Annotated in this window: 9 protein-coding genes; all 9 read right to left on the bottom strand. The window is 71.4% G+C overall.

The window, feature by feature from the left end; genetic code table 11:
* Positions 1 to 55: 55 nt before the first annotated feature.
* The 9 genes from AC1DIW_RS15740 to AC1DIW_RS15700 all read right to left on the bottom strand — a co-directional run bounded on the left by AC1DIW_RS15740 (position 56) and on the right by AC1DIW_RS15700 (position 12,705).
* Positions 56 to 1,513 carry a glutamate synthase subunit beta gene (locus AC1DIW_RS15740; RefSeq protein WP_442278031.1) on the bottom strand — a complete coding sequence of 486 codons (1,458 nt, stop codon included), beginning with the start codon at positions 1,511 to 1,513 and terminating at the stop codon, positions 56 to 58.
* Entirely contained in the window at positions 1,506 to 6,071 is a 4,566-nt protein-coding gene (gltB, locus tag AC1DIW_RS15735; RefSeq protein WP_478109329.1) for a glutamate synthase large subunit, read from the bottom strand. The genes AC1DIW_RS15740 and gltB overlap by 8 nt, the downstream gene beginning before the upstream one ends.
* A gap of 201 nt (positions 6,072 to 6,272) precedes the next feature.
* Complete coding sequence (gene lgt / locus AC1DIW_RS15730) at positions 6,273 to 7,280, bottom strand: prolipoprotein diacylglyceryl transferase (protein WP_442278029.1); 1,008 nt, start codon at positions 7,278 to 7,280, stop codon at positions 6,273 to 6,275.
* On the bottom strand, positions 7,277 to 8,077 hold the full coding sequence (trpA, locus tag AC1DIW_RS15725; RefSeq protein WP_442278028.1) for a tryptophan synthase subunit alpha: 801 nt from the start codon (positions 8,075 to 8,077) through the stop codon (positions 7,277 to 7,279). The genes lgt and trpA overlap by 4 nt, the downstream gene beginning before the upstream one ends.
* Entirely contained in the window at positions 8,074 to 9,336 is a 1,263-nt protein-coding gene (gene trpB / locus AC1DIW_RS15720; protein WP_442278027.1) for a tryptophan synthase subunit beta, read from the bottom strand. The genes trpA and trpB overlap by 4 nt, the downstream gene beginning before the upstream one ends.
* A 2-nt stretch (positions 9,337 to 9,338) precedes the next feature.
* Positions 9,339 to 10,166: an indole-3-glycerol phosphate synthase TrpC gene (trpC, locus tag AC1DIW_RS15715; protein WP_478109326.1), complete on the bottom strand. Its 828-nt coding sequence runs from the start codon at positions 10,164 to 10,166 to the stop codon at positions 9,339 to 9,341.
* A 5-nt stretch (positions 10,167 to 10,171) separates the two neighbouring features.
* Positions 10,172 to 10,441, bottom strand: coding sequence for an HGxxPAAW family protein (locus AC1DIW_RS15710; protein WP_442278025.1), 270 nt, complete (start codon positions 10,439 to 10,441; stop codon positions 10,172 to 10,174).
* A 57-nt stretch (positions 10,442 to 10,498) separates the two neighbouring features.
* Positions 10,499 to 11,128 (bottom strand): Trp biosynthesis-associated membrane protein, encoded by a 630-nt coding sequence (locus AC1DIW_RS15705; protein ID WP_478109324.1) that lies wholly within the window; start codon positions 11,126 to 11,128, stop codon positions 10,499 to 10,501.
* A complete protein-coding gene (locus AC1DIW_RS15700; RefSeq protein WP_478109322.1) occupies positions 11,125 to 12,705 on the bottom strand; it encodes an anthranilate synthase component I in 1,581 nt (526 codons plus the stop codon). The genes AC1DIW_RS15705 and AC1DIW_RS15700 overlap by 4 nt, the downstream gene beginning before the upstream one ends.
* Positions 12,706 to 12,898: the final 193 nt, after the last annotated feature.

The raw sequence follows: 12,898 nt of genomic DNA, 5'->3' as shown, positions 1-12,898 counted from the left end.
GTGCTGTGACGCGGGTCACCGAGCGGGTTCGCAGAGTGGGCAGACCCCGGCCCGGTCAGGCGGTGAGGGGCCGGTCGGTCGGTGCGATGGGCCGCGGCAGGGAGCTGGACCCCGTGAGCCAGGCGTCGACTCCGGCGGCGGCGGCGCGGCCCTCGGCGATGGCCCAGACGATGAGCGACTGGCCGCGGCCGGCGTCGCCGGCGACGAAGACGCCGGGGACCGAGCTCATGAAGTTCTTGTCGCGCCGGACGTTGCTGCGCTCGTCGAGGTCAACGCCGAGCTGCTCGACGACCCCACTCCCCTGCGGGCCGAGGAAGCCCATCGCGAACAGCACGAGCTGCGCAGGGATCTCACGCTCGGTGCCCGGCTTGGCGGTGGGACGTCCGTCGACCATCTCGACCTCCGTCAGGCGCAGCGCCGCGACGTTGCCCTCGTCGTCCCCCACGAACTCCGTCGTGCTCACGGCATACAGCCGCTCGCCCCCCTCCTCGTGGGCGCTCGCGACGCGGTAGAGCATCGGGTAGGTGGGCCACGGCTGGTTGCCCGGGCGGTCCTCCCCCGGCTGGGGCATGATCTCGAGACTGGTCACCGAGGCCGCGCCCTGACGGTGCGACGTCCCGATGCAGTCGGCGCCGGTGTCACCGCCACCGATGACGACGACGTGCTTGTCGGTCGCGAGGATCTGGTCCTCGACCTGCTCGCCGAGGGCGGCACGGTTGCCCTGCGGGAGGAAGTCCATCGCCTGGTGGATGCCGCCGAGCCGGCGCCCGGGCACGTCGAGGTCTCGCGGCACCGTCGCCCCGAGAGCGAGCACGACGGCGTCGTAGCGGTCGCGCAGCTGGCGACCCGTGATGTCGACGCCGACGTCCATGCCGTTGCGGAAGCGGGTGCCCTCAGCCGTCATCTGGTCGAGCCGGCGGTCGAGCACCGACTTCTCCATCTTGAACTCCGGGATGCCGTAGCGCAGCAGCCCGCCGGGCTTGTCGGCCCGCTCGAAGACGGCCACGGTGTGGCCGGCCCGGGTCAGCTGCTGGGCCGCGGCGAGGCCCGCCGGGCCCGAACCCACCACGGCGACGGTCTTGCCCGAGAGCCGCTCGGGCGGGAGCGGCGTCACGAGCCCCTCGTCGAAGGCACGCTCGATCGTCGTGACCTCGACCTGCTTGATCGTCACGGCCGGCTGGTTGATGCCGAGGACGCACGCGGTCTCGCACGGCGCGGGGCAGAGCCGGCCGGTGAACTCCGGGAAGTTGTTCGTCGCGTGCAGGCGCTCGATCGCGTCGGACCAGTCGCCGCGCCACGCGAAGTTGTTCCACTCGGGGATGAGGTTGCCGAGCGGACAGCCCGAGTGGCAGAACGGGATGCCGCAGTCCATGCAGCGACCGGCCTGGCGCTGGAGCTGCCCGAGCTCCTGCTCCTCGTAGACCTCCTTCCAGTCCCGGATGCGCACCGGGACGGGACGGCGGGCCGGGAGCTCGCGCTCGCGGGTGGTGAGAAAGCCTTGGGGGTCAGCCACGGGAAGCCTCCATGATCCGGTTCCACACTTCGGGTCCGTCGGGGTCGAGGCCCTGGTCCTGCGCCTCGGCCCGGACGTCGAGGACACGCTGGAAGTCGCGCGGGAGCACGAGCGTGAAGCGCTCGCGCGCGGCCGACCAGTCGTCGAGCAGCGCCTGCGCGACGGGTGACTCGGTCCACGTGACGTGGGCCTCGAGCAGCTCGCGCAGCGGACTCTCGTCCTCGTCGCGCAGCGCGAGGAGGTCGACCATCTCGGGGTTGACGAGGTCGGGATCGAGGTCGAGGACGTAGGCCACGCCGCCCGACATGCCGGCCGCGAAGTTGCGACCCGTCTGTCCGAGCACGACCGCAGCACCGCCGGTCATGTACTCGCACCCGTGGTCACCGACGCCCTCGACCACCGCCTGGGCGCCGGAGTTGCGGACGCAGAAGCGCTCCCCGACGACCCCGCGCAGGAAGAGCTGACCGGTCGTGGCGCCGTAGGCGATGACGTTGCCACCGATGACGTTCTCCTCGGCCACGAGCGTCGCGTCACGGTGCGGTCGCACGACGATGCGGCCGCCGGAGAGTCCCTTGCCGACGTAGTCGTTGGCGTCGCCGAACAGCTGCATCGTGATGCCGGCCGGTAGGAAGGCGCCGAAGGACTGCCCGCCGGAGCCGGTCATCGTCAGCTCGATGGTGTTGTCCGCGAGCCCGTACGGGTGCGCCTTCGTCACGTGGTGGCCGAGCATCGTACCGACCGTGCGGTTGACGTTGCGCACGGCGATCTCGGTGCGCACCGGCTCGCCGGTCTCGATGGCCGACAGGGCTCGGCTCAGGAGCTCGTTGTCGAGCGCCTTGTCGAGCCCGTGGTCCTGCGTGGCCGACTGGTGCAGCGTGCCGCCGGTGGGGTTGTCGGCCACGGCGAGGATCGGGCTGAGGTCGAGACCGGAGGCCTTCCAGTGCGCGATCGCCTTGTCGAGGTCGAGGCTGCCGACCTGGCCGACGGCCTCCTCGATGGAGCGGAAGCCGAGCGACGCGAGGTGCTCGCGGACCTCCTGCGCGATGTACTCGAAGAAGGTCTCGACGAACTCCGGCTTCCCGGAGAAGCGCGAGCGGAGCTCGGGGTTCTGCGTCGCGATGCCGACCGGACAGGTGTCGAGGTGACAGACGCGCATCATGACGCAGCCCGACACGACGAGCGGGGCCGTGGCGAAGCCGAACTCCTCGGCGCCGAGCAGCGCCGCCACGACGACGTCGCGACCGGTCTTCAGCTGCCCGTCGACCTGGACGACGATGCGGTCGCGCAGGCCGTTGAGCACGAGGGTCTGCTGCGCCTCGGCGAGGCCGAGCTCCCACGGGGCTCCGGCGTGCTTGAGCGAGGTCAGCGGCGAGGCACCGGTGCCGCCGTCGTGGCCCGAGATGAGCACGACGTCGGCGTGCGCCTTGGAGACGCCGGCCGCGACGGTGCCGACGCCGATCTCGGAGACGAGCTTGACGTGGATGCGGGCCGACGGGTTGGCGTTCTTGAGGTCGTGGATCAGCTGTGCGAGATCCTCGATGGAGTAGATGTCGTGGTGCGGCGGCGGCGAGATGAGGCCGACCCCGGGCGTCGAGTGCCTGGTCTTGGCCACCCACGGGTAGACCTTGTGGCCGGGCAGCTGTCCACCCTCGCCGGGCTTGGCGCCCTGGGCCATCTTGATCTGGATGTCGTCGGAGTGCGTGAGGTAGAGGCTCGTGACGCCGAACCGGCCCGAGGCGACCTGCTTGACCGCCGAGCGGCGCTCCGGGTCGAGGAGGCGGTCGACGTCCTCGCCGCCCTCACCGGTGTTGGAGCGACCACCGAGGTGGTTCATCGCGATGGCGAGCGTCTCGTGCGCCTCCTGCGAGATCGAGCCGTAGCTCATGGCGCCGGTGTTGAAGCGCTTGACGATCTCGCTGACGGACTCGACCTCCTCGATCGGCACGGGGAGGCGCCCCGTCACCCCGGTCGGGCGGAAGCCCATCAGCCCACGCAGCGTCATCAGACGCGACGTCTGGTCGTCGACGCGGTCGGTGTACTGCTTGAAGATGTCGTAACGGCGCTGGCGCGTCGAGTGCTGGAGGCGGAAGACCGTCTCGGGGTCGAAGAGGTGCGGCTCGCCCTCGCGCCGCCACTGGTACTCGCCCCCGACCTCGAGGGTCCGGTGCGGCTGGTGGACGCCGTCCGGCGGGTAGGCGCGGGCGTGGCGCTCGGCCGTCTCGCGGGCGATGACGTCGAGGCCGACGCCACCGAGCTGGCTCACCGTGCCGGTGAAGTAGCGCTCGACGAGCGCCTGCGACAGACCGATGGCCTCGAACACCTGGGCGCCGCGGTACGACGCGACGGTCGAGATGCCCATCTTGGACATGACCTTGAGGACACCCTTGCCGAGCGCCTTGATGAGGTTGGCCACGGCCTTCTCGGCCGTCACGCCCTCGATCTCGCCGGCCCGGACGAGGTCCTCCACGGTCTCCATGGCGAGGTAGGGGTTGACGGCGGCCGCACCGAAACCGATGAGCAGCGCCACGTGGTGGACCTCGCGCACGTCGCCGGCCTCGACGAGCAGACCCACCTGGGTGCGGGTCTTCTCACGGATGAGGTGGTGGTGGACGGCGGCCGTGAGGAGCAGCGACGGGATGGGCGCGAGGTCGCGACCGGAGTCACGGTCGGAGAGCACGACGAACCGCGCGCCGCGGGTGATGGCCTGCGACACCTCCGCGAAGATCTCCTCGAGGCGGTCGCGCATGGCGGCCGCTCCCCCGGTGACGTCGTAGAGGCCGCGGACCACGTGCGTCGCGTAGCCGGGCAGGTCACCGTCGGCGTTGATGTGGACGATCTTGGCGAGCTCGTCGTTGTCGATGACCGGGAAGTCGAGGACGAGCTGGCGGGCGTGCGACGGCGAGGCCGACAGGGCGTTGCCCTCGGGACCCATGTAGGTGCCGAGGGAGGTGACCAGCTCCTCGCGGATGGCGTCGAGCGGCGGGTTGGTCACCTGGGCGAAGAGCTGCGTGAAGTAGTCGAACAGCAGCCGCGGCCGCGACGACAGGACGGCGATGGGCGTGTCGGTGCCCATCGAGCCGAGCGCCTCGCCACCCGAGCGGGCCATCGGGGTCAGCAGGATGCGCAGCTCCTCGGCGGTGTAGCCGAACGTCTGCTGGCGGCGGGCGACCGAGGCCGCGGTGTGCACGATGTGCTCACGCTCCGGCAGGTCCTCGAGGCGGATGAGACCGGCATGCAGCCACTCGGCATACGGCTTGGCGGCCGCGAGCTGGGACTTGATCTCCTCGTCGCTGACGATGCGGCCGTGCTCGGTGTCGACGAGGAACATCTTGCCGGGCTGGAGGCGTCCGCGCTGCAGGATGGTCTCGGGGTCGAGCTCGAGCACGCCGGACTCGGAGGCCAGCACGACGAGGCCGTCGTCGGTCACGGTGTAGCGACCCGGCCGCAGGCCGTTGCGGTCGAGGACCGCGCCGACGAGCGTGCCGTCGCTGAAGCAGACGTTGGCGGGACCGTCCCAGGGCTCCATGAACGTCGAGTGGAACTCGTAGAACGCCTTGCGCGCCGGGTCCATCGTGGCGTGGTTCTCCCACGCCTCCGGGATCATCATCAGGACCGCGTGCGGCAGCGAGCGGCCGCCGAGGTGGAGCAGCTCGAGCACCTCGTCGAAGCTCGCTGAGTCGGACGCCTCGGGCGTGCAGATCGGGAAGACCCGCTCGAGGTCGCCCGGGATGATGTCGGACGTCAGCAGGCTCTCGCGCGCGCTCATCCAGTTGCGGTTGCCCTTGACGGTGTTGATCTCACCGTTGTGCGCGATGAAGCGGTAGGGGTGCGCGAGCGGCCAGGACGGGAACGTGTTCGTCGAGAAGCGCGAGTGCACGAGGGCGAGCTCGCTGGCGAAGCGGGGGTCGGACAGGTCCGGGAAGAACGGCTCGAGCTGGCCGGTCGTCAGCATGCCCTTGTAGACGATGGTGCGCGAGCTGAGCGAGGAGAAGTAGACGCCCACCTCGTGCTCGGCGCGCTTGCGCAGGCAGAACGCGAGCCGGTCGAGCCCCAGGGCCACCTGCCGGCCGATCGAGCTGCTGACGAACAGCTGCTCGAAGGACGGCATGCACTCGCGGGCCACGGCGCCGACGAGGTCGCTCTCGACGGGCACCTCACGCCAGCCGAGGACCTTGAGGTTCTCGGCGACCGCGAGCTCCTCGATGCGGGCCTTGGCCGCGGCCCGCTCGATGGGGTTCTGCGGAAGGAAGGCGATGCCCGCGGCATACGCCCCGTTGTTCGGCAGCGTGAAGGGGACGGTCGCGCGGAAGAACGCGTCGGGGATCTGGGTCAGGATGCCCGCGCCGTCGCCGACGAGCGGGTCGGCCCCGGTCGCCCCACGGTGGTCGAGGTTGCGCAGCGCCGTGAGGGCGTGGTCGACGATGTCGTGGCCCGCCGTCCCCCGCATCGTCGCGATGAGGGCGACACCACAGGCATCGTGCTCGAACTCGCGTCGGTAGAGACCGGAGTTCTCCGGATGTGCACTGTAGAGGGCACTGGTGCGGGTGTGCGGCGGCATGTTCACCGTCCTTCTGCTGGGGTCCCAGGCGGCGACCGCACGGGGCCACGCGACATGACTGAGGGCATGTGGACGGCACTGGCCACAGGCGTTTCAGGAGACGATATCGGAGTGGCCGCTCGTCCTACCTGTTGATACGGCGGATTCCAAATCCTGAGACGTCGTGCTCATCACCTCGGCCACGACACGGCACAAAATGCGTCACGGCTGCGCCGGACGGTCCACCTTCGGCTCGCTGGGGGCGGTGTCGTTCGGCCCGTCGGGGGCGGTCTGGACCGGAGGATCTTCGGCGTCCCCCCGCCCGAGCTCGGCGCCGTCCGCGTCGGCCGGCGCGGAAGGGGCGACCGGCTGCTCCATGCGGCCGAAGCGGCGCCACAGGTAGACCCCGAGCAGGAACACGAGGATCGAGACCCAGGTGTTGACGCGCTGGCCGAGGATGAGGTTGGCCGAGTCGCTGCGCATGTTCTCGATGACGATGCGCCCGACCGGGTAACCCATGACGTAGGCCGCGAAGACCTGGCCGGCCTTGAGCGGGCGACGGCGGCCCAACCAGATGAGGAAGGCCGCGAGCAGCAGGCACCAGAGCGCCTCGTAGAGGAACGTCGGCTGGAAGTAGCCCTTGACGACGGGGTTGCCCTGGGCGTCGACGACGGCGCGGCCGAGAGAGGTGTCCCACTCGTAGATGCGCAGCTTCCAGGGCAGGTCGGTCGGAGCGCCGTAGATCTCGTTGTTGAACCAGTTGCCGAAGCGGCCCATCGCCTGGGCGATCGCCAGGCCGGGCGCGGCGGCGTCGACGAAGTCACGGAAGGCGACGCCGTTCTTGCGGCAGCCGATCCACGCCCCGACGGCCCCCAGCGCGACCGCGCCCCAGATGCCGAGACCACCCTCGTAGATGGCGAAGGCCTTCCACGGGTCGCCGTTCTGGCCGAAGTACGGCTGCGGGGTGGTGATGAGGTGGTAGAGCCGTCCGCCGACGATGCCGAAGGGCACGGCCCACGCGGAGATGTCGATGGCGATGCCCTTGCGGTGCCCCCGGACCTCGAGGCGCTTCTGCGTCAGCCAGACCGCGACGACGATGCCGGCGAGGATGCACAGGGCATACCCGCGGATCGGCAGGGGTCCGAGGTGCCAGACGCCGACGCTCGGCGACGGGATCTCAGCCGGGAGTGCCGCTTCGATGGCGGCGGGCACGCCGGCGAGCAGGCTCATGACCGGCTCCGGCGCACGCCGTCGGCGAGCTCGCGGGCCAGGGCGCCGAGCGCGTCGAGGCCCTCCTGCTCGGAGTCGGCCTCGGTGAGGCACCGCACGAGCGCGGAGCCGACGATGACGCCGTCGGCGTAGCGGCCGACCTCGGCCGCCTGGTCGCCGGTCGAGACCCCCAAGCCCACGCAGACCGGCAGGTCGGTGTGCTCGCGCGTGCGGGACACGAGTGCGTCGGCGGCGTCGCCGACGCTGGCGCGCGCCCCCGTGACACCCATGACGGCGGTCGCGTAGACGAAGCCGCGGCACTGGGAGGTGACGGCCTGGAGCCGCTCGGGCGTCGAGCTCGGGGCGACGAGGAAGACCTTGTCGAGGTCGTGGGCATCGGCGGCCGTGATCCAGTCGCCGGCCTCGTCGGGGATGAGGTCGGGCGTGATGAGCCCGGCTCCCCCTGCGGCGGCGAGGTCGGCGGCGAAACGCTCGACCCCGTAGCGCAGGACGGGGTTCCAGTACGTCATGACCAGCGCACCGGCGCCGGCGGCCGAGACCTCCCGGGCAGCGGTGAAGATGTCGCTCAGGTGCACGCCGCCGGCCAGCGCGCGCACGGCGGCGTCCTGGATGACCGGACCGTCCATGACGGGGTCGCTGTAGGGAACACCGATCTCGACGATGTCGACCCCGGATTCGACGAGGACCTTCATCGCCTTGATCGAGCCCTCGACGGTGGGGAAACCGACCGGGAGGTAGCCGATGAGGGCCGCACGGTTGTCGGCCCGGCACTTCTCGATGACGGTGCCGACGCTCACTGCTCGACCCCCATGGCCTTGGCGCCGCCGTCGTCGTCGGGGAGGCGGGTCCCGCCCTCCTCGTCGATGAGGCCGAACCACTCGGCCGCGGTGTGCACGTCCTTGTCGCCGCGCCCCGAGAGGTTGACGAGCAGGACGGCGTCCGGGCCGAGCTCGCGCCCGACCTTCATCGCACCCGCGAGCGCGTGCGCGCTCTCGATCGCCGGCAGGATGCCCTCGGTGCGCGACAGCAACGAGAGCGCCTCCATGGCCTCGACGTCGGTGATCGGGCGGTACTCCGCCCGGCCCGACTCAAGCAGGTGGGCGTGCTCGGGGCCGACGCTGGGATAGTCCAGACCCGCCGACACGCTGTGCGACTCGACGGTCTGGCCGTCGGAGTCCTGCAGGACGTACGTGAAGGCACCGTGGAGGACGCCCGGGACGCCCGCCGCGAAGCGCGCGGCGTGCTTGCCGCTCGCGACGCCCTCGCCACCCGCCTCGAAGCCGATGAGCCGCACCGCTTCGTCGTCGATGAAGCGGTGGAAGATGCCGATGGCGTTGGATCCACCGCCGACGCAGGCGAGCACGGCGTCGGGCAGGCGTCCGACGAGGTCGAGCACCTGCTGGCGCGCCTCGACCCCGATGACCCGGTGGAAGTCGCGGACCATCTCGGGGAACGGGTGCGGACCGGTCACCGTGCCGAGGACGTAGTGGGTCGTCGAGACGTTGGCCACCCAGTCGCGGAACGCCTCGTTGACGGCGTCCTTGAGCGTCTTGCTGCCGTTGTCGACGGGCACGACGGTTGCGCCGAGCAGGCGCATCCGCGCGACGTTGAGCGCCTGGCGCTCGGTGTCCTTGCGGCCCATGTAGACGACGCACTCGAGCCCCAGCAGGGCCGCAGCGGTGGCCGTTGCCACTCCGTGCTGGCCGGCGCCGGTCTCCGCGATGACGCGGGTCTTGCCCATGCGCTTGGTGAGCAGGGCCTGGCCGAGGACGTTGTTGATCTTGTGGGACCCCGTGTGGTTGAGGTCCTCGCGCTTGAGGATGACGCGGGCGCCGCCGCAGTGCTCGGCGAACCGGGGCACCTCGGTGATGATGCTGGGCCGGCCGGTGTACGTGCGCTGGAGTCGCTCGAGCTCACCGACGAACGCGGGGTCGACGACGGCCTTGCGCCAGACCTCCTCGAGCTGCTCGAGGGCGGGGATCAGCGCCTCGGGGACGTAGCGTCCACCGAACCCCCCGAAGCGGCCGTATGCCGGCACGTTGGATGTCGTGGTCATGCTCACTCTCCTGCTGCGCCGGGGCGGGCCTGGGCCCGGACCGCGGTCGCGGCGTCGATGAAGCCGCGGATCGCGGCCTCGGGGGCACCGTCCTTGACGAGGGCCTCGCCGACGAGGACCGCACCGGCGCCGGCGCGGACGTAGGCGGCCACGTCGGCCGGCGCGCCCACGCCGGACTCGGCCACGCCGACGACACCCTCGGGAACGCGAGGCAGCAGGTCGGTGACGGTGCGAGGGTCGACCTCGAGGGTCTTGAGGTTGCGGGCGTTGACGCCCACGAGAACGGGGTCGAGCGCGAGCGCGCGGTCGAGCTCGGCGGCGTCGTGGACCTCGATGAGGGCCGTCATGCCGAGCTCGCGGGCCTGGTCGTGCAGGTCACGCAGCAGCGCGTCGTCGAGCGCGGCGACGATGAGCAGGATGAGGTCGGCGCCGTGGGCCCGGGCCTCGGTCACCTGGTAGGCGTCGACCATGAAGTCCTTGCGCAGCAAGGGAGTCCGGACAGCGGCACGCACCTCGTCCAGGTCGGCCAGGCTGCCGGAGAACCGGCGCTCCTCGGTGAGCACGCTGATGGCGCTCGCCCCGCCCGCGGCATACGACCGCGCCAGCTCGCCCGGCTCAGGAATGTCCGCGAGCGCGCCCTTGCTCGGGCTCGACCGCTTGACCTCCGCGATGACGGCGACGCCCTCGGCCGAGCGGATGCCGGGCATCGGGTCGAGGGCCGGGGGCACCGACGCGAGCCGCGCCTCGAGGCCAGCGAGCGGCAGCGCGGCACGACGGCGCCCGAGATCCTCGCGGACGCCGCTGATGATCCCGTCGAGAACCGTCGGCACTGCTCTCAGCTCTTGCCGACGGTGCCGGTGCCCGACTCGTCGGGGGCGTCGACGACCGAGCCTGCCTGCGCGTGGTGACCGTTCTGGCCGTAGCCCGCCATGGACATCGTCTTGCCCGCAGCGACACCGGCCACGATGACGACGGCACCGATGATGCCGAGGACCAGGCTGGGGATCACGACAGCGACGGATGCGATTGCCGTGCCGAGCAGGATGATCCCGACCCCGGTCCAGGCGGCGGTGCTGTGACCGTGGTCCTCGTGCTGCTCTTCCATGGCGTCCTCTCTGTTCGGTCGACTCCACTTGCGTGCGGGCCGACGTCGTTCATTCTGTCAGGTCTCGTCAGGGGCGTCGCGCAGGGTCGGGTCCCGGCCCTCGGACAGCTCGTCCCACGTGGTGCGGACCTCACCCCGGGGTCCGCTCGCGGGCTTGTCACCGCGTTCGTAGCGTCCTGAGAGGCCGGCCCAGGACCGGCTCGAGACGGCGGTCATGACGGCTCCGACCGCCAGCAGAGCGGCGACGAGCACCGCCGCCCAGGCCCACGCGGTGCTCGAACCCGTGGCGGCTGGCGCCGTCGTGCGGGCGAGCTCGCGTGCGACGGCTTCGGCGACCGTGTCGACCGGGCGCAGCGCGACCAGGAGGGTCATCGCCAGGGCACCGAGCGAGGCCAGCACGATGACGACGGCGGCGACGGCACGGATGACACGCCCACCGGTCATGAGGCCGAGCAGGGCCACGACGCAGACCGCCGTGAGTCCGACGACCCCCGGCGCGGCCGCGCCACCGGTCACCTCCGTGAACGCCTGGCTGAGGACGTCGCGGGACTCGCCGCTCGCCCAGGTCCGCGTGGTGAGGCCGAGCAGCAGGGCTGCCGGGACGAGGACTGCCAGCGCCGCGCGCTTCTTGTCGAGGACGAGGGGCCCGCGGCGGGTCGGGTCGGCGGTCGGTCCGGTCGAGGTCATGCGCGGTGGTCTCCGAGCGGTCGCAGGCCCGCCGCGGCAGCCACGGCGCGCAGGGCGGCGGCGGCCTTGTTGACCGTCTCCTCGTACTCGAGGTGCGGCACCGAGTCGGCCACGATGCCTGCTCCGGCCTGGACGTGCGCCAGGCCGTCCTTGATCAGGGCCGTGCGGATCGCGATCGCCATGTCGAGGTCACCGGCGAAGTCGAGGTAGCCGACGACGCCGCCGTAGAGACCGCGACGCAGCCCCTCGTAGGCGTCGATGAGCGCCATGGCGCGAGGCTTCGGGGCTCCGCTGAGCGTGCCTGCGGGGAACGTCGCGACGAGCGCGTCGTAGGCGCTTCGGTCGTCGCGGAGGTCGCCGACGACGGTCGACTCGATGTGCATGATGTGGCTGTAGCGCCGGATCGACATGAAGTCGACGGTGTCGACGGTGCCGGCGCGGCAGATGCGCTGGAGGTCGTTGCGGGCGAGGTCGACGAGCATGAGGTGCTCGGCCCGCTCCTTGGCGTCGCCGAGCAGCTCCTCCGCGAGGTGAGCGTCGTGGTCGGGGCTCTTGCCGCGCGGGCGCGAGCCGGCGATCGGGTGGGTGATCGCCTGCCTCCCCGTCACCTTGATGAGGGCCTCGGGGCTCGAGCCGACGATGTCGTAGGCCGAGCCGTCGGGGTGCGGCAGGCGCAGGAGGTACATGTACGGGCTGGGGTTGCTGACCCGCAGCGCCCGGTAGACGTCGAGGGCGTCGGCCCGGCACGGCACGGTGAAGCGCTGCGAGACCACGATCTGGAAGGCCTCGCCGGCGCGGATCGCCTCCTTGGCCTCCTCGACCATGGACTCGAACTCCGGCTGGGTGTGGCTGCTCGTCGGGCGGCTCTCGATCGGCTCGATGGTGGCGACCGTGCTCGGCGCCGGCGCCGCGAGCTCGTCGGTCATCCGGTCGATCCGGGCGACGGCGTCGGCCCAGGCGTCCTCGATGCGCTCGTCGGTCGCGTCGTGGTTGACGGCGTTGGCGATGAGCAGCAGGGACCCGTCACTGTGGTCGAAGACAGCGAGGTCGGTGGTGAGCATCATCGCGACCTCGGGAAGGTCGAGCTCGTCCCGGCCGCCGTCGGGCACGCTCTCCCACCGGCGCACGGCGTCGTAGGTGATGGCACCGACGAGGCCGCCGGTCAGCGGCGGCAGGCCCGGCGTGCGCGGGGTGGCGAGGGCCGCGACCGTGTCGCGGACCGCCTGGGCGGGATCGCCGTGGGTGGGCAGACCGATCGGTGGTTCGCCGATCCAGTGGGCGCTCCCGTCCTTCTCGGTCAGGGTCGCAGCGCTGCGGGCTCCGACGATCGAGTAGCGCGACCACACGCCCCCGTGCTCCGCGGACTCGAGCAGGAACGTGCCCGGAGCGTCCTTGGCGAGCTTGCGGTAGACACCGACCGGCGTCTCGGCGTCGGCCAGCACGCGGCGTACGACCGGGATGACACGGCGGTGCTCGAGCGCGAGCTCGGTGAACACCTCGAGGCTCGGCCACGTGCGGCCCCACGCGAGGTCGGCGTGCGGCGCAGGGGTGGCGAGCGAGGTGTTCGAGTCGGGCACCGAGCCATTCTCGCCCACCCGGTCGTATGCCGCGTCCCCGCCTCCACCGTCGAGAGGCCACGTGTGGCCGCCCCTCCACGGTCGAGAGGCCACATGTGGGCGCGGCAAGCGGCGCGTCTTTCGAGGGCCCGCGGCCGAACGTGGCCTTTCGACGTTTAGGAGGCGGCCGAACGTGGCCTCTCGACGTTTAAGA

It is taken from the genome of Terrabacter sp. 01T434, from assembly GCF_056398545.1.
The sequence above is the reverse complement of the archived record's forward strand: the minus strand, read 5'-3'. Positions and strand labels throughout refer to the sequence as shown.

Coding starts and splice junctions, on each gene's coding strand:
- AC1DIW_RS15710 (WP_442278025.1), bottom strand. CDS start 10,441: ATGGAAGAGCAGCACGAGGACCACGGTCACAGCACCGCCGCCTGGACC.
- gltB (WP_478109329.1), bottom strand. CDS start 6,071: ATGCCGCCGCACACCCGCACCAGTGCCCTCTACAGTGCACATCCGGAG.
- trpB (WP_442278027.1), bottom strand. CDS start 9,336: ATGACCACGACATCCAACGTGCCGGCATACGGCCGCTTCGGGGGGTTC.
- lgt (WP_442278029.1), bottom strand. CDS start 7,280: ATGAGCCTGCTCGCCGGCGTGCCCGCCGCCATCGAAGCGGCACTCCCG.
- AC1DIW_RS15705 (WP_478109324.1), bottom strand. CDS start 11,128: ATGACCTCGACCGGACCGACCGCCGACCCGACCCGCCGCGGGCCCCTC.